The organism is Klebsiella sp. P1927, from assembly GCF_018204675.1.
GTDB classification, from domain to species: Bacteria; Pseudomonadota; Gammaproteobacteria; order Enterobacterales; family Enterobacteriaceae; genus Klebsiella; species Klebsiella pneumoniae.
Window position 1 is genome coordinate 76,881 of sequence record NZ_CP073377.1, and the last position, 15,769, is coordinate 92,649.

29 protein-coding genes are annotated in these 15,769 nt (G+C 51.5%); 28 read left to right on the top strand and 1 reads right to left on the bottom strand.

The window, feature by feature from the left end:
* Positions 1-6: 6 nt before the first annotated feature.
* The 7 genes from tusB to bfr all read left to right on the top strand — a co-directional run bounded on the left by tusB (position 7) and on the right by bfr (position 5,750).
* Positions 7-294: a sulfurtransferase complex subunit TusB gene (tusB, locus tag KB892_RS00355; protein ID WP_002920119.1), complete on the top strand. Its 288-nt coding sequence runs from the start codon at positions 7-9 to the stop codon at positions 292-294.
* A gap of 124 nt (positions 295-418) precedes the next feature.
* Positions 419-793 (top strand): 30S ribosomal protein S12, encoded by a 375-nt coding sequence (rpsL, locus tag KB892_RS00360; protein ID WP_002920115.1) that lies wholly within the window; start codon positions 419-421, stop codon positions 791-793.
* Positions 794-889: 96 nt separating this feature from the next.
* Entirely contained in the window at positions 890-1,360 is a 471-nt protein-coding gene (rpsG, locus tag KB892_RS00365) for a 30S ribosomal protein S7 (RefSeq protein WP_002920113.1), read from the top strand.
* Positions 1,361-1,456: 96 nt separating this feature from the next.
* Complete coding sequence (fusA, locus tag KB892_RS00370; protein ID WP_002920103.1) at positions 1,457-3,571, top strand: elongation factor G; 2,115 nt, start codon at positions 1,457-1,459, stop codon at positions 3,569-3,571.
* A gap of 69 nt (positions 3,572-3,640) precedes the next feature.
* Positions 3,641-4,825, top strand: coding sequence for an elongation factor Tu (tuf, locus tag KB892_RS00375; protein WP_004174069.1), 1,185 nt, complete (start codon positions 3,641-3,643; stop codon positions 4,823-4,825).
* Positions 4,826-5,005: 180 nt separating this feature from the next.
* On the top strand, positions 5,006-5,200 hold the full coding sequence (gene bfd, locus KB892_RS00380) for a bacterioferritin-associated ferredoxin (protein WP_004152415.1): 195 nt from the start codon (positions 5,006-5,008) through the stop codon (positions 5,198-5,200).
* 73 nt (positions 5,201-5,273) lie between these two features.
* Positions 5,274-5,750 (top strand): bacterioferritin, encoded by a 477-nt coding sequence (gene bfr / locus KB892_RS00385; protein WP_002919971.1) that lies wholly within the window; start codon positions 5,274-5,276, stop codon positions 5,748-5,750.
* Here bfr and KB892_RS00390 read toward each other — a convergent pair.
* Positions 5,734-6,219 carry a prepilin peptidase gene (locus tag KB892_RS00390; protein ID WP_004199063.1) on the bottom strand — a complete coding sequence of 162 codons (486 nt, stop codon included), beginning with the start codon at positions 6,217-6,219 and terminating at the stop codon, positions 5,734-5,736. The genes bfr and KB892_RS00390 overlap by 17 nt on opposite strands.
* 383 nt (positions 6,220-6,602) lie before the next feature.
* Here KB892_RS00390 and rpsJ point away from each other — a divergent pair, with 383 nt between their 5' ends.
* The 21 genes from rpsJ to rplO all read left to right on the top strand — a co-directional run bounded on the left by rpsJ (position 6,603) and on the right by rplO (position 15,766).
* On the top strand, positions 6,603-6,914 hold the full coding sequence (gene rpsJ / locus KB892_RS00395; protein ID WP_001181005.1) for a 30S ribosomal protein S10: 312 nt from the start codon (positions 6,603-6,605) through the stop codon (positions 6,912-6,914).
* Between the two features lie 32 nt (positions 6,915-6,946).
* A complete protein-coding gene (rplC, locus tag KB892_RS00400; protein ID WP_002919796.1) occupies positions 6,947-7,576 on the top strand; it encodes a 50S ribosomal protein L3 in 630 nt (209 codons plus the stop codon).
* 10 nt (positions 7,577-7,586) lie between these two features.
* A complete protein-coding gene (gene rplD, locus KB892_RS00405; protein ID WP_002919794.1) occupies positions 7,587-8,192 on the top strand; it encodes a 50S ribosomal protein L4 in 606 nt (201 codons plus the stop codon).
* Positions 8,189-8,491, top strand: a complete 303-nt coding sequence (rplW, locus tag KB892_RS00410; protein ID WP_000617546.1) for a 50S ribosomal protein L23 — start codon at positions 8,189-8,191, stop codon at positions 8,489-8,491. The genes rplD and rplW overlap by 4 nt, the downstream gene beginning before the upstream one ends.
* 17 nt (positions 8,492-8,508) lie before the next feature.
* A complete protein-coding gene (gene rplB / locus KB892_RS00415; RefSeq protein WP_002919786.1) occupies positions 8,509-9,330 on the top strand; it encodes a 50S ribosomal protein L2 in 822 nt (273 codons plus the stop codon).
* Positions 9,331-9,346: 16 nt separating this feature from the next.
* Positions 9,347-9,625: a 30S ribosomal protein S19 gene (gene rpsS / locus KB892_RS00420; protein WP_001138115.1), complete on the top strand. Its 279-nt coding sequence runs from the start codon at positions 9,347-9,349 to the stop codon at positions 9,623-9,625.
* A 14-nt stretch (positions 9,626-9,639) separates the two neighbouring features.
* Complete coding sequence (gene rplV / locus KB892_RS00425) at positions 9,640-9,972, top strand: 50S ribosomal protein L22 (protein ID WP_002919773.1); 333 nt, start codon at positions 9,640-9,642, stop codon at positions 9,970-9,972.
* A 17-nt stretch (positions 9,973-9,989) separates the two neighbouring features.
* Positions 9,990-10,688, top strand: coding sequence for a 30S ribosomal protein S3 (gene rpsC / locus KB892_RS00430; RefSeq protein ID WP_002919766.1), 699 nt, complete (start codon positions 9,990-9,992; stop codon positions 10,686-10,688).
* Between the two features lie 12 nt (positions 10,689-10,700).
* Positions 10,701-11,111, top strand: a complete 411-nt coding sequence (rplP, locus tag KB892_RS00435; RefSeq protein WP_002919759.1) for a 50S ribosomal protein L16 — start codon at positions 10,701-10,703, stop codon at positions 11,109-11,111.
* Positions 11,111-11,302 carry a 50S ribosomal protein L29 gene (gene rpmC / locus KB892_RS00440; protein ID WP_002919754.1) on the top strand — a complete coding sequence of 64 codons (192 nt, stop codon included), beginning with the start codon at positions 11,111-11,113 and terminating at the stop codon, positions 11,300-11,302. The genes rplP and rpmC overlap by 1 nt, the downstream gene beginning before the upstream one ends.
* Entirely contained in the window at positions 11,302-11,556 is a 255-nt protein-coding gene (gene rpsQ, locus KB892_RS00445) for a 30S ribosomal protein S17 (RefSeq protein WP_002919751.1), read from the top strand. Before rpmC ends, rpsQ begins: the two co-directional genes overlap by 1 nt.
* 165 nt (positions 11,557-11,721) lie before the next feature.
* The gene (gene rplN / locus KB892_RS00450; RefSeq protein WP_002919748.1) at positions 11,722-12,093 is read left to right on the top strand and encodes a 50S ribosomal protein L14; all 372 of its coding nucleotides are present in this window, start codon (positions 11,722-11,724) and stop codon (positions 12,091-12,093) included.
* Positions 12,094-12,103: 10 nt separating this feature from the next.
* Positions 12,104-12,418 (top strand): 50S ribosomal protein L24, encoded by a 315-nt coding sequence (gene rplX / locus KB892_RS00455; protein ID WP_000729185.1) that lies wholly within the window; start codon positions 12,104-12,106, stop codon positions 12,416-12,418.
* Positions 12,419-12,432: 14 nt separating this feature from the next.
* The gene (rplE, locus tag KB892_RS00460) at positions 12,433-12,972 is read left to right on the top strand and encodes a 50S ribosomal protein L5 (RefSeq protein ID WP_001096200.1); all 540 of its coding nucleotides are present in this window, start codon (positions 12,433-12,435) and stop codon (positions 12,970-12,972) included.
* A gap of 14 nt (positions 12,973-12,986) precedes the next feature.
* Positions 12,987-13,292 carry a 30S ribosomal protein S14 gene (rpsN, locus tag KB892_RS00465; protein ID WP_002919667.1) on the top strand — a complete coding sequence of 102 codons (306 nt, stop codon included), beginning with the start codon at positions 12,987-12,989 and terminating at the stop codon, positions 13,290-13,292.
* Positions 13,293-13,325: 33 nt separating this feature from the next.
* Entirely contained in the window at positions 13,326-13,718 is a 393-nt protein-coding gene (rpsH, locus tag KB892_RS00470) for a 30S ribosomal protein S8 (protein WP_002919665.1), read from the top strand.
* A 12-nt stretch (positions 13,719-13,730) separates the two neighbouring features.
* Complete coding sequence (gene rplF, locus KB892_RS00475; RefSeq protein WP_002919662.1) at positions 13,731-14,264, top strand: 50S ribosomal protein L6; 534 nt, start codon at positions 13,731-13,733, stop codon at positions 14,262-14,264.
* Between the two features lie 9 nt (positions 14,265-14,273).
* Positions 14,274-14,627 carry a 50S ribosomal protein L18 gene (rplR, locus tag KB892_RS00480; protein WP_000358960.1) on the top strand — a complete coding sequence of 118 codons (354 nt, stop codon included), beginning with the start codon at positions 14,274-14,276 and terminating at the stop codon, positions 14,625-14,627.
* A 14-nt stretch (positions 14,628-14,641) separates the two neighbouring features.
* The gene (rpsE, locus tag KB892_RS00485; RefSeq protein WP_002919545.1) at positions 14,642-15,145 is read left to right on the top strand and encodes a 30S ribosomal protein S5; all 504 of its coding nucleotides are present in this window, start codon (positions 14,642-14,644) and stop codon (positions 15,143-15,145) included.
* A gap of 3 nt (positions 15,146-15,148) precedes the next feature.
* On the top strand, positions 15,149-15,328 hold the full coding sequence (gene rpmD, locus KB892_RS00490) for a 50S ribosomal protein L30 (RefSeq protein WP_001140434.1): 180 nt from the start codon (positions 15,149-15,151) through the stop codon (positions 15,326-15,328).
* A gap of 3 nt (positions 15,329-15,331) precedes the next feature.
* Positions 15,332-15,766, top strand: a complete 435-nt coding sequence (gene rplO / locus KB892_RS00495) for a 50S ribosomal protein L15 (protein ID WP_002919516.1) — start codon at positions 15,332-15,334, stop codon at positions 15,764-15,766.
* Positions 15,767-15,769 lie beyond the last annotated feature (3 nt).

The window sequence follows — 15,769 nt, forward strand, 5'->3', positions numbered from 1 at the left end:
GCCCCCATGCTCCATACGCTCAGTGTTTCCCCCTGGCATGCCGACATCGCAGCGATGCTTCGTTTGATGGAGCACGGCGACGATCTGGTACTACTGTCTGACGGCGTCACCGCGGCCATCGCCGATGGTCGCTTCCTTGAGATCCTGCAATCCGCCCCCATAACCCTATACGTGCTGCAAGACGACGTTGACGCCCGCGGGCTGGCTGGTCAAATTGCGGACAGTGTCGGCAGGGTTAGCTATACTGATTTCGTCAGACTCACAGTCAAACATGCCGGTCAGTTGGCCTGGTGATGGCGGGATCGTTGTATATTTCTTGACACCTTTTCGGCACCGCCCTAAAATTCTGCGTCCTCATAATATATGAGGCGATTTATTACGTGTTTACGAAGCAAAAGCTAAAACCAGGAGCTATTTAATGGCAACAATTAACCAGCTGGTACGCAAACCACGCGCGCGCAAAGTTGCAAAGAGCAACGTGCCAGCGCTGGAAGCCTGCCCGCAGAAACGTGGCGTATGTACTCGCGTATATACCACCACTCCTAAGAAACCGAACTCCGCACTGCGTAAAGTTTGCCGTGTGCGTCTGACTAACGGTTTCGAAGTCACCTCCTACATCGGTGGTGAAGGTCACAACCTGCAGGAGCACTCCGTGATCCTGATCCGTGGCGGTCGTGTTAAAGACCTTCCGGGTGTTCGTTACCACACCGTTCGTGGTGCGCTTGACTGCTCCGGCGTTAAAGACCGTAAGCAGGCTCGCTCCAAGTACGGCGTGAAGCGTCCTAAGGCTTAATGGTTCTCCGTTAAGTAAGGCCAAACTGATTTATCTTAATGTCATACTAAACTCTTAGAGTTTTGGACAATCCTGAATTAACAACGGAGTATTTCCATGCCACGTCGTCGCGTCATTGGTCAGCGTAAAATTCTGCCGGATCCGAAGTTCGGATCAGAACTGCTGGCTAAATTTGTCAATATCCTGATGGTAGATGGTAAAAAATCTACTGCAGAAACTATCGTATACAGCGCGCTGGAGACCCTGGCTCAGCGTTCTGGTAAATCTGAACTGGAAGCCTTCGAAGTTGCGCTCGAAAACGTGCGCCCGACTGTCGAAGTTAAGTCCCGCCGCGTAGGTGGTTCTACTTATCAGGTTCCAGTTGAAGTTCGTCCGGTCCGTCGTAATGCCCTGGCAATGCGTTGGATCGTTGAAGCTGCTCGTAAACGCGGTGATAAATCCATGGCTCTGCGCCTGGCGAACGAACTCACTGATGCTGCAGACAACAAAGGTACTGCAGTTAAGAAACGTGAAGACGTTCACCGTATGGCCGAAGCCAACAAGGCGTTCGCTCACTACCGTTGGTAATCCCTTCGGAGTCATAGTCACCAGGCGGGCGCTTCAGATGAGTCGCCCGCTCTGGATAACTTAACTGAACGCCTAAAGAAATAAACGAGGAATCAAATGGCTCGTACAACACCCATCGCACGCTACCGTAACATCGGTATCAGTGCGCACATCGACGCCGGTAAAACCACTACTACCGAACGTATTCTGTTCTACACCGGTGTAAACCACAAAATCGGTGAAGTTCATGACGGCGCCGCTACCATGGACTGGATGGAGCAGGAGCAGGAACGTGGTATCACCATCACTTCCGCTGCGACTACTGCATTCTGGTCTGGTATGGCCAAACAGTATGAACCGCACCGCGTAAACATCATCGACACCCCGGGGCACGTTGACTTCACTATCGAAGTAGAACGTTCCATGCGTGTTCTTGATGGTGCGGTAATGGTTTACTGCGCAGTTGGTGGTGTTCAGCCGCAGTCTGAAACCGTATGGCGTCAGGCAAACAAATATAAAGTTCCGCGCATCGCGTTCGTTAACAAAATGGACCGCATGGGCGCTAACTTCCTGAAAGTTGTTGGTCAGATCAAAACCCGTCTGGGCGCGAACCCGGTTCCGCTGCAGCTGGCAATTGGTGCTGAAGAAGGTTTCACCGGCGTTGTTGACCTGGTGAAAATGAAAGCCATCAACTGGAACGATGCAGACCAGGGCGTAACCTTCGAATACGAAGATATCCCGGCTGACATGCAGGACCTGGCTGATGAATGGCACCAGAACCTGATCGAATCCGCAGCTGAAGCTTCTGAAGAGCTGATGGAAAAATACCTGGGTGGTGAAGAACTGACTGAAGAAGAGATCAAAAAAGCTCTGCGTCAGCGCGTTCTGAACAACGAAATCATCCTGGTAACCTGTGGTTCTGCGTTCAAGAACAAAGGCGTTCAGGCGATGCTGGATGCGGTAATTGATTACCTGCCATCCCCGGTTGACGTACCTGCGATCAACGGTATCCTGGACGACGGTAAAGATACCCCGGCTGAGCGTCACGCAAGCGACGACGAGCCGTTCTCTGCACTGGCGTTCAAAATCGCTACCGACCCGTTCGTGGGTAACCTGACCTTCTTCCGCGTGTACTCCGGTGTGGTTAACTCTGGTGATACCGTACTGAACTCCGTGAAAGCTGCACGTGAGCGTTTCGGTCGTATCGTTCAGATGCACGCTAACAAACGTGAAGAGATCAAAGAAGTTCGCGCGGGCGACATCGCTGCTGCTATCGGTCTGAAAGACGTAACTACTGGTGACACCCTGTGTGACCCGGATGCGCCGATCATTCTGGAGCGTATGGAATTCCCTGAGCCGGTAATCTCCATCGCCGTTGAGCCGAAAACCAAAGCTGACCAGGAAAAAATGGGTCTGGCTCTGGGTCGTCTGGCTAAAGAAGACCCGTCTTTCCGCGTATGGACTGACGAAGAGTCTAACCAGACCATTATCGCCGGTATGGGTGAGCTGCACCTCGACATCATCGTTGACCGTATGAAGCGTGAATTCAACGTTGAAGCGAACGTCGGTAAACCTCAGGTTGCTTACCGTGAAGCGATTCGCGCGAAAGTTACCGATATCGAAGGTAAACACGCCAAGCAGTCTGGTGGTCGTGGTCAGTACGGTCACGTTGTGATCGACATGTACCCGCTGGAGCCGGGCTCTAACCCGAAAGGTTACGAGTTCATCAACGACATCAAAGGTGGTGTAATTCCTGGCGAATACATCCCGGCCGTTGATAAAGGCATCCAGGAACAGCTGAAAGCTGGTCCGCTGGCAGGTTACCCGGTAGTTGATATGGGTATCCGTCTGCACTTCGGTTCTTACCACGACGTTGACTCCTCTGAGCTGGCGTTTAAACTGGCTGCGTCTATTGCCTTTAAAGAAGGCTTTAAGAAAGCAAAACCAGTTCTGCTTGAGCCGATCATGAAGGTTGAAGTAGAAACTCCGGAAGAGAACACTGGTGACGTTATCGGTGACTTGAGCCGTCGTCGCGGTATGCTGCGCGGTCAGGAATCCGAAGTAACCGGCGTTAAGATCCACGCTGAAGTACCGCTGTCCGAAATGTTCGGTTATGCAACTCAGCTGCGTTCTCTGACCAAAGGTCGTGCATCATACACCATGGAATTCCTGAAGTATGATGATGCGCCGAACAACGTTGCTCAGGCCGTTATTGAAGCCCGTGGTAAATAATCCACAGGATTAAAACCTAAGTCCCGTGCTCTCTCCGAAGGGGAGAGCACTATAGTAAGGAATATAGCCGTGTCTAAAGAAAAATTTGAACGTACAAAACCGCACGTCAACGTTGGTACTATCGGCCACGTTGACCATGGTAAAACTACCCTGACTGCTGCCATCACTACCGTTCTGGCTAAAACCTACGGTGGTTCTGCTCGCGCATTCGACCAGATCGATAACGCGCCGGAAGAAAAAGCTCGTGGTATCACCATCAACACCTCTCACGTTGAATATGACACCCCGACTCGCCACTACGCGCACGTAGACTGCCCGGGCCACGCCGACTATGTTAAAAACATGATCACCGGTGCTGCGCAGATGGACGGCGCGATCCTGGTTGTTGCTGCGACTGACGGCCCGATGCCGCAGACTCGTGAGCACATCCTGCTGGGTCGTCAGGTAGGCGTTCCGTACATCATCGTGTTCCTGAACAAATGCGACATGGTTGATGACGAAGAGCTGCTGGAACTGGTTGAGATGGAAGTTCGTGAACTGCTGTCTCAGTACGATTTCCCGGGCGACGACACCCCGATCGTTCGTGGTTCTGCTCTGAAAGCGCTGGAAGGCGACGCAGAGTGGGAAGCGAAAATCATCGAACTGGCTGGCCACCTGGATACCTATATCCCGGAACCAGAGCGTGCGATTGACAAGCCGTTCCTGCTGCCGATCGAAGACGTATTCTCCATCTCCGGTCGTGGTACCGTTGTTACCGGTCGTGTAGAGCGCGGTATCATCAAAGTAGGTGAAGAAGTTGAAATCGTTGGTATCAAAGAAACCGCGAAAACCACCTGTACTGGCGTTGAAATGTTCCGCAAACTGCTGGACGAAGGCCGTGCTGGTGAGAACGTAGGTGTTCTGCTGCGTGGTATCAAACGTGAAGAAATCGAACGTGGTCAGGTACTGGCTAAGCCGGGCACCATCAACCCGCACACCAAGTTCGAATCTGAAGTGTACATCCTGTCCAAAGATGAAGGCGGCCGTCACACTCCGTTCTTCAAAGGCTACCGTCCGCAGTTCTACTTCCGTACTACTGACGTGACTGGCACCATCGAACTGCCGGAAGGCGTAGAGATGGTAATGCCGGGCGACAACATCAAAATGGTTGTTACCCTGATCCACCCGATCGCGATGGACGACGGTCTGCGTTTCGCAATCCGTGAAGGCGGCCGTACCGTTGGCGCGGGCGTTGTAGCTAAAGTTCTGGGCTAATTCGTTAGCTTTGAATTAAAAAGGGCGCTTCGGCGCCCTTTTTGCTGTCTGTCATTCAGCGAAAAACGGATTTTTGCTGGCTATTCATATCGTGCGTTGCGGCGGATAATGAGCAAATGGTCTATTGTAATCATAACCATTCTCATTTAATATTTGTGCATAAATTGAACGGGAGTTTCTATGTACGTTTGTTTGTGCAATGGCGTCAGCGATAAAAAAATTCGTCAGGTTGTGCGCCAGTTTCAACCGCAATCTTTTCAGCAATTACGTAAGTTTGTTCCCGTGGGAAATCAATGCGGTAAGTGTGTTCGTGCCGCGCGTGAAGTGATGGAAGATGAATTAACCACCATGCCGGAATTCAAAGAAATCGCCTGAAGTCCACGCTTCTCTTTTGACATCCCTATAGGCCGGACTACGCTTCAATGAGTGGAAGCGGAGGGACTATATAATGAAAGGTGATGTCAAAATCATAAGTTATCTCAATAAATTATTGGGAAATGAGCTAGTCGCAATTAATCAGTACTTTCTTCATGCGAGAATGTTTAAAAATTGGGGCCTGATGCGCCTCAACGATATTGAGTACCACGAATCCATCGACGAAATGAAGCACGCCGATAAGTATATCGAGCGTATTCTTTTTCTCGAAGGTATCCCTAATCTGCAGGATCTCGGCAAACTTGGCATCGGTGAAGATGTGGAAGAGATGCTGCGGTCCGATTTGAGGCTGGAGCTGGAAGGGGCGCAAAATTTGCGTGAGGCTATTGCCTATGCCGACAGCGTCCATGACTACGTCAGCCGCGATATGATGATTGAGATCCTGGCGGATGAAGAAGGCCATATCGACTGGCTGGAAACCGAACTCGATTTGATTGGCAAAATCGGTCTGCAAAATTACCTGCAGTCGCAGATCAAAGTGTCAGACTAGCCAGCGTCTGCCACCCGCACCAAAAACCCGCGGCCGCCAGGAATGGCCCAAACGGCAGCGGGTTGCTTCTTCCCCATTTGCTCTTCCTGCCGCAACTGGCGTATAAACCTGCTCCTGCCCACGCTATGCCGGCGAGTAGCGAGGCAACCAGGACCAACTGCGGCAGCAATCGCCAGCCATGCCAGGCGCCGAGGGCGGCAAGATATTTTATATCTCCATAACCCAACCCTTCATAGCCGCGGATACCGCGGTATAGCCAGTAAATCGCAGCCAAAGAGAGATAGCCCGTTATCGCCCCCCAGACGGCATCATGCAGCTGGTGCGGCGCCAGACAGAGATAAAAAAGTAAACCACTCCACAGCAGGGGACAGGTGTAACGGTCGGGCAACAGACCGTGGCGCAGATCCTGGTGGCATAATGCCACGGTCAAACCGCTATAGCACAGCAAGAAGGGGAGGGCGGCGAGCATAGTTGACCCCGCAATGATCGATGAACATTGCGTCACTATGCTCATCCTCTCCCGTTCAGCACAAAAGGCATTTTCCGGGAATGGATCCCACAATCCGCACTCTTACTCCGCATTGCAGCCCCGTACAGCGCGCTAACGCGAAGGCGCGCAAATCCTGGTGATGATTTTCTAAACAGCACTTGCGTCGCGCCAGAATTTGCGTATAATGCGCGGGCCTGTCAAAGTTGACGGCCGGTTCAATATGAACCCTGGTAATCGCATTTGGGTTATCAAACAATGTCCCCAATCGGGGGACTATGTAAGAACGGTTACACTCTCCCATCAATCGTAATGGGTATGAGGAGTAATCATTTCGTCTATAAAATAATTGGAGCTCTGGTCTCATGCAGAACCAAAGAATCCGTATCCGCCTGAAAGCGTTTGATCATCGTCTGATCGATCAATCAACCGCGGAAATCGTCGAGACTGCTAAGCGCACTGGTGCGCAAGTCCGTGGTCCGATCCCGCTGCCGACCCGCAAAGAGCGCTTTACCGTTCTGATCTCCCCGCACGTCAACAAAGACGCGCGTGACCAGTACGAAATTCGCACTCACAAGCGTCTGGTTGACATCGTTGAGCCAACTGAAAAAACCGTTGATGCTCTGATGCGTCTGGATCTGGCTGCCGGTGTAGACGTGCAGATCAGCCTGGGTTAATCAGGTCATCGAGCGATTGAGAGGTTGAAACAATGATTGGTTTAGTCGGTAAAAAAGTGGGCATGACCCGCATCTTCACTGAAGATGGCGTTTCTATCCCAGTAACCGTAATCGAAGTTGAAGCAAACCGTGTTACTCAGGTTAAAGACCTGGCTAACGATGGCTACCGCGCAATCCAGGTTACCACCGGTGCTAAAAAAGCTAACCGTGTAACCAAGCCGGAAGCGGGTCACTTCGCTAAAGCTGGCGTTGAAGCTGGCCGTGGTCTGTGGGAATTCCGTCTGGCTGACGGCGAAGAATTCACCGTAGGTCAGAACATTAGCGTTGAACTGTTTGCTGACGTTAAAAAAGTTGACGTAACCGGTACCTCTAAAGGTAAAGGTTTTGCTGGTACCGTTAAGCGCTGGAACTTCCGTACCCAGGACGCTACTCACGGTAACTCCTTGTCCCACCGCGTTCCGGGTTCTATCGGTCAGAACCAGACTCCGGGCAAAGTGTTCAAAGGCAAGAAAATGGCAGGTCAGCTGGGTAATGAGCGTGTAACCGTTCAGAGCCTGGACGTAGTACGTGTTGACGCTGAGCGCAACCTGCTGCTGGTTAAAGGTGCTGTCCCGGGTGCGACCGGTAGCGACCTGATCGTTAAACCAGCTGTGAAGGCGTGAGGAGATAGCAATGGAATTAGTATTGAAAGACGCGCAGAGCGCGCTGACTGTTTCCGAAACTACCTTCGGTCGTGATTTCAACGAAGCGCTGGTTCACCAGGTTGTTGTTGCTTATGCAGCCGGTGCGCGTCAGGGCACTCGTGCTCAGAAGACTCGTGCTGAAATCACTGGCTCCGGTAAAAAACCGTGGCGCCAGAAAGGTACCGGCCGTGCGCGTTCTGGTTCTATCAAGAGCCCGATCTGGCGTTCCGGTGGCGTGACCTTCGCTGCTCGTCCGCAGGACCACAGTCAAAAAGTTAACAAGAAGATGTACCGCGGCGCGCTGAAAAGCATTCTGTCCGAACTGGTACGTCAGGATCGTCTGATCGTTGTCGAGAAGTTCTCTGTTGAAGCGCCGAAAACTAAGCTGCTGGCACAGAAACTGAAAGACATGGCTCTGGAAGATGTGCTGATCATCACCGGTGAGCTGGACGAGAACCTGTTCCTGGCCGCACGTAACCTGCATAAGGTTGACGTACGTGATGCGAACGGTATCGACCCGGTTAGCCTGATCGCCTTCGACAAAGTCGTAATGACTGCTGATGCTGTTAAGCAAGTTGAGGAGATGCTGGCATGATTCGTGAAGAACGTCTGCTGAAGGTGCTGCGCGCACCGCACGTTTCTGAAAAAGCGTCTACTGCGATGGAAAAAACAAACACCATCGTTCTCAAAGTTGCTAAAGACGCGACCAAAGCAGAAATCAAAGCTGCTGTGCAGAAACTGTTTGAAGTCGAAGTCGAAGTCGTTAACACCCTGGTTGTTAAAGGGAAAGTTAAACGTCACGGACAGCGTATCGGTCGTCGTAGCGACTGGAAAAAAGCTTACGTCACCCTGAAAGAAGGCCAGAATCTGGACTTCGTTGGCGGCGCTGAGTAAGTCGGAGGAGTAATACAATGGCAGTTGTTAAATGTAAACCGACATCTCCGGGTCGTCGCCACGTCGTTAAAGTGGTTAACCCAGAGCTGCACAAGGGCAAACCTTTTGCTCCGTTGCTGGAAAAAAACAGCAAATCCGGTGGTCGTAACAACAATGGCCGTATCACCACCCGTCATATCGGTGGTGGCCACAAGCAGGCTTACCGTATTGTTGACTTCAAACGCAACAAAGATGGTATCCCGGCAGTTGTTGAACGTCTTGAGTACGATCCGAACCGCTCCGCGAACATCGCGCTGGTTCTGTACAAAGACGGCGAGCGCCGTTACATCCTGGCCCCGAAAGGCCTGAAAGCTGGCGACCAGATTCAGTCTGGCGTTGATGCTGCAATCAAAGCAGGCAACACCCTGCCGATGCGCAATATCCCGGTTGGTTCTACCGTTCATAACGTAGAAATGAAACCAGGTAAAGGCGGTCAGCTGGCTCGTTCCGCTGGTACTTACGTTCAGATCGTTGCTCGTGACGGTGCTTATGTCACCCTGCGTCTGCGTTCTGGTGAAATGCGTAAAGTCGAAGCAGACTGCCGCGCGACTCTGGGCGAAGTTGGCAATGCTGAGCATATGCTGCGCGTTCTGGGTAAAGCAGGTGCTGCACGCTGGCGTGGTGTTCGTCCTACCGTTCGCGGTACTGCGATGAACCCAGTAGACCACCCACATGGTGGTGGTGAAGGTCGTAACTTTGGTAAGCACCCGGTATCCCCGTGGGGCCTGCAGACCAAAGGTAAGAAGACCCGCAGCAACAAGCGTACTGATAAATTCATCGTACGTCGCCGTAGCAAATAATTTTAGAGGATAAGCCATGCCACGTTCTCTCAAGAAAGGTCCTTTTATTGACCTGCACTTGCTGAAGAAGGTAGAGAAAGCGGTGGAAAGCGGAGACAAGAAGCCCCTGCGCACTTGGTCCCGTCGTTCAACGATCTTTCCTAACATGATCGGTTTGACCATCGCTGTCCATAATGGTCGTCAGCACGTTCCAGTATTTGTTTCCGACGAAATGGTCGGTCACAAACTGGGTGAATTCGCACCGACTCGTACTTATCGCGGCCACGCTGCTGATAAAAAAGCGAAGAAGAAATAAGGTAGGAGGAAGAGATGGAAACTTTAGCTCAACATCGCCATGCTCGTTCTTCTGCTCAGAAGGTTCGCCTTGTAGCTGACCTGATTCGCGGTAAGAAAGTGTCGCAGGCCCTGGATATTCTGACCTACACCAACAAAAAAGCTGCTGTACTGGTCAAGAAGGTACTGGAATCTGCCATTGCTAACGCTGAACACAACGATGGCGCTGACATTGATGATCTGAAAGTTGCGAAAATTTTCGTAGACGAAGGCCCGAGCATGAAGCGCATTATGCCGCGTGCTAAAGGTCGTGCAGATCGCATCCTGAAGCGCACCAGCCACATCACTGTGGTTGTGTCCGATCGCTGAGACTCTGGAGACTAGCAATGGGTCAGAAAGTACATCCTAATGGTATTCGCCTGGGTATTGTCAAACCATGGAACTCTACCTGGTTCGCGAACACCAAAGAATTCGCTGACAACCTGGACAGCGATTTTAAAGTACGTCAGTTCCTGACTAAAGAACTGGCTAAAGCGTCTGTATCTCGCATCGTTATCGAGCGTCCGGCTAAGAGCATCCGTGTGACCATTCACACCGCTCGCCCGGGTATCGTTATCGGTAAGAAAGGCGAAGACGTAGAAAAACTGCGCAAGGTCGTAGCGGATATCGCTGGCGTACCTGCACAGATCAATATCGCCGAAGTTCGTAAACCTGAACTGGACGCAAAACTGGTTGCTGACAGCATCACTTCTCAGCTGGAACGTCGCGTTATGTTCCGTCGTGCGATGAAGCGTGCTGTACAGAACGCAATGCGTCTGGGCGCTAAAGGTATCAAAGTTGAAGTTAGCGGCCGTCTGGGCGGCGCGGAAATCGCACGTACCGAATGGTACCGTGAAGGTCGCGTACCGCTGCACACTCTGCGTGCTGACATCGACTACAACACCTCTGAAGCGCACACCACTTACGGTGTAATCGGCGTTAAGGTATGGATCTTCAAAGGTGAGATCCTGGGTGGTATGGCTGCTGTTGAACAACCGGAACCGGCTGCTCAACCTAAAAAGCAGCAGCGTAAAGGCCGTAAATAAGGAGCGTCGCTGATGTTACAACCAAAGCGTACAAAATTCCGTAAAGTGCACAAAGGCCGCAACCGTGGTCTGGCGCAGGGTACGGATGTTAGCTTCGGCACTTTCGGTCTGAAAGCTGTTGGCCGTGGTCGTCTGACTGCACGTCAGATCGAAGCAGCACGTCGTGCTATGACCCGTGCAGTTAAGCGTCAAGGTAAGATCTGGATCCGTGTATTCCCGGACAAACCGATCACCGAGAAGCCGCTGGAAGTTCGTATGGGTAAAGGTAAAGGTAACGTGGAGTACTGGGTTGCCTTGATTCAGCCGGGTAAAGTCCTGTATGAAATGGACGGTGTACCGGAAGAGCTGGCCCGTGAAGCATTCGGCCTGGCAGCAGCGAAACTGCCGATCAAAACCACCTTTGTAACTAAGACGGTGATGTAATGAAAGCAAAAGAGCTGCGTGAAAAAAGCGTTGAAGAGCTGAACGCTGAGCTGCTGAACCTGCTGCGTGAGCAGTTCAACCTGCGCATGCAGGCTGCAAGTGGCCAGCTGCAACAGACTCATCTGCTGAAGCAAGTGCGTCGTGATGTTGCACGCGTTAAGACTTTACTGACTCAGAAGGCGGGTGCGTAATGACCGATAAAATCCGTACTCTGCAAGGTCGCGTAGTTAGCGACAAAATGGAGAAATCCATTGTTGTTGCTATCGAACGTATGGTGAAACACCCGGTTTACGGTAAATTCATCAAACGTACGACCAAACTGCACGTACATGACGAGAACAACGAATGCGGTATCGGCGACAAGGTTGAAATCCGCGAATGCCGTCCGCTGTCCAAGACTAAGTCCTGGACGCTGGTTCGCGTTGTAGAGAAAGCGGTTCTGTAATAGAGTACGCATTCTCGATACGGATAAACGGCTCAGCGATGAGCCGTTTATTTTTTCTACCCATATCTGGTTTGTGGTGTTATAATGCCGCGCCCTCGATATGGGGCTTTTTAACGACCCTAATTTTCGGGTCTCAGTAGTAGTTGACATTAGCGGAGCACTAAAATGATCCAAGAACAGACTATGCTGAACGTCGCCGACAACTCCGGTGCACGTCGCGTAATGTGTATCAAGGTTCTGGGTGGCTCGCACCGTCGCTACGCAGGCGTAGGCGACATCATCAAGATCACCATCAAAGAAGCAATTCCGCGTGGTAAGGTCAAAAAAGGTGATGTGCTGAAGGCGGTAGTGGTGCGCACCAAGAAGGGTGTTCGTCGCCCGGACGGTTCTGTCATTCGCTTCGATGGTAATGCATGCGTTATTCTGAACAATAACAGCGAGCAGCCTATCGGTACGCGTATTTTTGGGCCGGTAACTCGTGAACTTCGTACCGAGAAGTTCATGAAAATTATCTCTCTGGCACCAGAAGTACTCTAAGGAGCGAATCATGGCAGCGAAAATCCGTCGTGATGACGAAGTTATCGTGTTAACCGGTAAAGATAAAGGTAAGCGCGGTAAAGTTAAGAATGTCCTGTCTTCCGGCAAGGTCATTGTTGAAGGTATCAACCTGGTTAAGAAACACCAGAAGCCGGTTCCGGCTCTGAACCAACCAGGCGGCATCGTTGAAAAAGAAGCTGCAATTCAGGTTTCTAACGTTGCAATCTTCAATGCGGCAACCGGCAAGGCTGACCGTGTAGGCTTTAGATTCGAAGACGGTAAAAAAGTCCGTTTCTTCAAGTCTAACAGCGAAACTATCAAGTAATTTGGAGTAGTACGATGGCGAAACTGCATGATTACTACAAAGACGAAGTAGTTAAGAAACTCATGACTGAGTTTAACTACAATTCTGTCATGCAAGTCCCTCGGGTCGAGAAGATCACCCTGAACATGGGTGTTGGTGAAGCGATCGCTGACAAGAAACTGCTGGATAACGCAGCAGCTGACCTGGCAGCAATCTCCGGTCAAAAACCGCTGATCACCAAAGCACGCAAATCAGTTGCAGGCTTCAAAATCCGTCAGGGCTATCCGATCGGCTGTAAAGTAACTCTGCGTGGCGAACGCATGTGGGAGTTCTTTGAGCGCCTGATCACTATTGCTGTACCGCGTATTCGTGACTTCCGCGGCCTGTCCGCTAAGTCTTTCGACGGTCGTGGCAACTACAGCATGGGTGTCCGTGAGCAGATCATCTTCCCAGAAATCGACTACGATAAAGTCGACCGCGTTCGTGGTTTGGATATTACCATTACCACTACTGCGAAATCTGACGAAGAAGGCCGTGCTCTGCTGGCTGCCTTTGACTTCCCGTTCCGCAAGTAAGGTAGGGTTACTTAATGGCTAAGCAATCAATGAAAGCACGCGAAGTAAAGCGCGTGGCTTTAGCTGATAAATTCTTCGCTAAACGCGCTGAACTGAAAGCTATCATCTCTGATGTGAACGCAACCGACGAAGATCGTTGGAATGCCGTTCTCAAGCTGCAGACTCTGCCGCGTGATTCCAGCCCGTCTCGTCAGCGTAACCGCTGCCGTCAAACAGGTCGTCCGCATGGTTTCCTGCGGAAGTTCGGGTTGAGCCGTATTAAGGTCCGTGAAGCCGCTATGCGCGGTGAAATCCCGGGTCTGAAAAAGGCTAGCTGGTAATTGTCACCAATTGAATCACGGGAGTAAAGACAGATGAGCATGCAAGATCCGATCGCGGATATGCTGACCCGTATCCGTAACGGTCAGGCCGCGAACAAAGCTGCGGTCACCATGCCTTCCTCCAAGCTGAAAGTGGCAATCGCCAACGTGCTGAAGGAAGAAGGTTTTATCGAAGATTTTAAAGTTGAAGGCGACACCAAGCCTGAACTGGAACTTACTCTCAAGTATTTCCAGGGCAAAGCTGTTGTAGAAAGCATTCAGCGTGTCAGCCGCCCAGGTCTGCGCATCTATAAGAAAAAAGATGAGCTGCCGAAAGTTATGGCCGGTCTGGGTATCGCAGTTGTTTCTACCTCTAAAGGTGTTATGACTGATCGTGCAGCGCGCCAGGCTGGTCTTGGTGGCGAAATTATCTGCTACGTAGCCTAATCGGAGGAAAAAATGTCTCGTGTTGCTAAAGCACCGGTCGTTGTTCCTGCCGGCGTTGATGTAAAAATCAACGGTCAGGTTATTACGATCAAAGGTAAAAACGGCGAGCTGACTCGTACTCTCAACGATGCTGTTGAAGTTAAACATGCAGATAATGCACTGACCTTCGGTCCGCGTGATGGTTACGCAGACGGTTGGGCTCAGGCTGGTACCGCGCGTGCCCTGCTGAACTCAATGGTTATCGGTGTTACCGAAGGCTTCACTAAGAAGCTGCAGCTGGTTGGTGTAGGTTATCGTGCAGCGGTCAAAGGGAATGTAGTAAACCTGGCTTTAGGTTTCTCTCACCCGGTTGATCATCAGCTGCCTGCGGGTATCACTGCAGAATGTCCGACTCAGACTGAAATCGTGCTGAAAGGCGCTGATAAGCAGGTGATCGGCCAGGTTGCAGCAGATCTGCGCGCCTACCGTCGTCCTGAGCCTTACAAAGGCAAGGGTGTTCGTTACGCCGACGAAGTCGTGCGTACCAAAGAGGCTAAGAAGAAGTAAGGTAACACTATGGATAAGAAATCTGCTCGTATCCGTCGTGCGACCCGCGCACGCCGCAAGCTCCAGGAGCTGGGCGCAACTCGCCTGGTGGTACATCGTACCCCGCGTCACATTTACGCACAGGTAATTGCACCGAATGGTTCTGAAGTTCTGGTAGCTGCTTCTACTGTAGAAAAAGCTATCGCTGAACAACTGAAGTACACCGGTAACAAAGACGCTGCAGCAGCTGTGGGTAAAGCTGTCGCTGAACGCGCTCTGGAAAAAGGCATCAAAGATGTTTCCTTTGACCGTTCCGGGTTCCAATATCATGGTCGTGTCCAGGCACTGGCAGATGCTGCCCGTGAAGCTGGCCTTCAGTTCTAAGGTAGAGGTGTAAGATGGCTCACATCGAAAAACAAGCTGGCGAACTGCAGGAAAAGCTGATCGCGGTAAACCGCGTATCTAAAACCGTTAAAGGTGGTCGTATTTTCTCCTTCACAGCTCTGACTGTAGTAGGCGATGGTAACGGTCGCGTTGGTTTTGGTTACGGTAAAGCGCGTGAAGTTCCAGCAGCGATCCAGAAAGCGATGGAAAAAGCCCGTCGCAATATGATTAACGTCGCGCTGAACCACGGCACCCTGCAGCACCCGGTTAAGGGTACTCACACGGGTTCTCGTGTATTCATGCAGCCGGCTTCCGAAGGTACCGGTATCATCGCCGGTGGTGCAATGCGCGCCGTTCTGGAAGTCGCTGGGGTTCGTAACGTTCTGGCTAAAGCGTATGGTTCCACTAACCCGATTAACGTGGTTCGTGCAACTATCGACGGTCTGGAAAACATGAAGTCCCCGGATATGGTCGCTGCCAAGCGTGGTAAATCCGTTGAAGAAATTCTGGGGAAATAAACCATGGCAAAGACTATTAAAATTACTCAAACCCGCAGTGCAATCGGTCGTCTGCCGAAACACAAGGCAACGCTGCTTGGCCTGGGTCTGCGTCGTATTGGTCACACCGTAGAGCGCGAGGATACTCCTGCTGTTCGTGGTATGGTCAACGCGGTTTCCTTCATGGTTAAAGTTGAGGAGTAAGAGATGCGTTTAAATACTCTGTCTCCGGCCGAAGGCTCCAAAAAGGCGGGTAAACGCCTGGGTCGTGGTATCGGTTCTGGCCTCGGTAAAACCGGTGGTCGTGGTCACAAAGGTCAGAAATCTCGTTCTGGCGGTGGCGTACGTCGCGGTTTCGAGGGTGGTCAGATGCCTCTGTACCGTCGTCTGCCGAAATTCGGCTTCACTTCTCGTAAAGCGATGATCACCGCAGAGATCCGTCTCTCCGATCTGGCTCACGTAGAAGGCGATGTAGTAGACCTGAACGCGCTGAAAGCGGCTAACATTATCGGTGTCCAGATCGAGTTCGCGAAAGTGATCCTGTCTGGTGAGGTAACTCGTCCGGTAACTGTTCGTGGCCTGCGTGTGACTAAAGGTGCTCGTGCTGCTATCGAAGCTGCTGGCGGTAAAATTGAGGAATAAGTA

Bases quoted from the DNA above. Each gene is read 5' to 3' on its own strand.
- tusB (WP_002920119.1), top strand. From the start codon at position 7: ATGCTCCATACGCTCAGTGTTTCCCCCTGGCATGCCGACATCGCAGCG.
- rpsL (WP_002920115.1), top strand. From the start codon at position 419: ATGGCAACAATTAACCAGCTGGTACGCAAACCACGCGCGCGCAAAGTT.
- rpsG (WP_002920113.1), top strand. From the start codon at position 890: ATGCCACGTCGTCGCGTCATTGGTCAGCGTAAAATTCTGCCGGATCCG.
- fusA (WP_002920103.1), top strand. From the start codon at position 1,457: ATGGCTCGTACAACACCCATCGCACGCTACCGTAACATCGGTATCAGT.
- bfd (WP_004152415.1), top strand. From the start codon at position 5,006: ATGTACGTTTGTTTGTGCAATGGCGTCAGCGATAAAAAAATTCGTCAG.
- bfr (WP_002919971.1), top strand. From the start codon at position 5,274: ATGAAAGGTGATGTCAAAATCATAAGTTATCTCAATAAATTATTGGGA.
- KB892_RS00390 (WP_004199063.1), bottom strand. From the start codon at position 6,219: ATGCTCGCCGCCCTCCCCTTCTTGCTGTGCTATAGCGGTTTGACCGTG.
- rpsJ (WP_001181005.1), top strand. From the start codon at position 6,603: ATGCAGAACCAAAGAATCCGTATCCGCCTGAAAGCGTTTGATCATCGT.
- rplC (WP_002919796.1), top strand. From the start codon at position 6,947: ATGATTGGTTTAGTCGGTAAAAAAGTGGGCATGACCCGCATCTTCACT.
- rplD (WP_002919794.1), top strand. From the start codon at position 7,587: ATGGAATTAGTATTGAAAGACGCGCAGAGCGCGCTGACTGTTTCCGAA.
- rplW (WP_000617546.1), top strand. From the start codon at position 8,189: ATGATTCGTGAAGAACGTCTGCTGAAGGTGCTGCGCGCACCGCACGTT.
- rplB (WP_002919786.1), top strand. From the start codon at position 8,509: ATGGCAGTTGTTAAATGTAAACCGACATCTCCGGGTCGTCGCCACGTC.
- rpsS (WP_001138115.1), top strand. From the start codon at position 9,347: ATGCCACGTTCTCTCAAGAAAGGTCCTTTTATTGACCTGCACTTGCTG.
- rplV (WP_002919773.1), top strand. From the start codon at position 9,640: ATGGAAACTTTAGCTCAACATCGCCATGCTCGTTCTTCTGCTCAGAAG.
- rpsC (WP_002919766.1), top strand. From the start codon at position 9,990: ATGGGTCAGAAAGTACATCCTAATGGTATTCGCCTGGGTATTGTCAAA.
- rplP (WP_002919759.1), top strand. From the start codon at position 10,701: ATGTTACAACCAAAGCGTACAAAATTCCGTAAAGTGCACAAAGGCCGC.
- rpmC (WP_002919754.1), top strand. From the start codon at position 11,111: ATGAAAGCAAAAGAGCTGCGTGAAAAAAGCGTTGAAGAGCTGAACGCT.
- rpsQ (WP_002919751.1), top strand. From the start codon at position 11,302: ATGACCGATAAAATCCGTACTCTGCAAGGTCGCGTAGTTAGCGACAAA.
- rplN (WP_002919748.1), top strand. From the start codon at position 11,722: ATGATCCAAGAACAGACTATGCTGAACGTCGCCGACAACTCCGGTGCA.
- rplX (WP_000729185.1), top strand. From the start codon at position 12,104: ATGGCAGCGAAAATCCGTCGTGATGACGAAGTTATCGTGTTAACCGGT.
- rplE (WP_001096200.1), top strand. From the start codon at position 12,433: ATGGCGAAACTGCATGATTACTACAAAGACGAAGTAGTTAAGAAACTC.
- rpsN (WP_002919667.1), top strand. From the start codon at position 12,987: ATGGCTAAGCAATCAATGAAAGCACGCGAAGTAAAGCGCGTGGCTTTA.
- rpsH (WP_002919665.1), top strand. From the start codon at position 13,326: ATGAGCATGCAAGATCCGATCGCGGATATGCTGACCCGTATCCGTAAC.
- rplF (WP_002919662.1), top strand. From the start codon at position 13,731: ATGTCTCGTGTTGCTAAAGCACCGGTCGTTGTTCCTGCCGGCGTTGAT.
- rplR (WP_000358960.1), top strand. From the start codon at position 14,274: ATGGATAAGAAATCTGCTCGTATCCGTCGTGCGACCCGCGCACGCCGC.
- rpsE (WP_002919545.1), top strand. From the start codon at position 14,642: ATGGCTCACATCGAAAAACAAGCTGGCGAACTGCAGGAAAAGCTGATC.
- rpmD (WP_001140434.1), top strand. From the start codon at position 15,149: ATGGCAAAGACTATTAAAATTACTCAAACCCGCAGTGCAATCGGTCGT.
- rplO (WP_002919516.1), top strand. From the start codon at position 15,332: ATGCGTTTAAATACTCTGTCTCCGGCCGAAGGCTCCAAAAAGGCGGGT.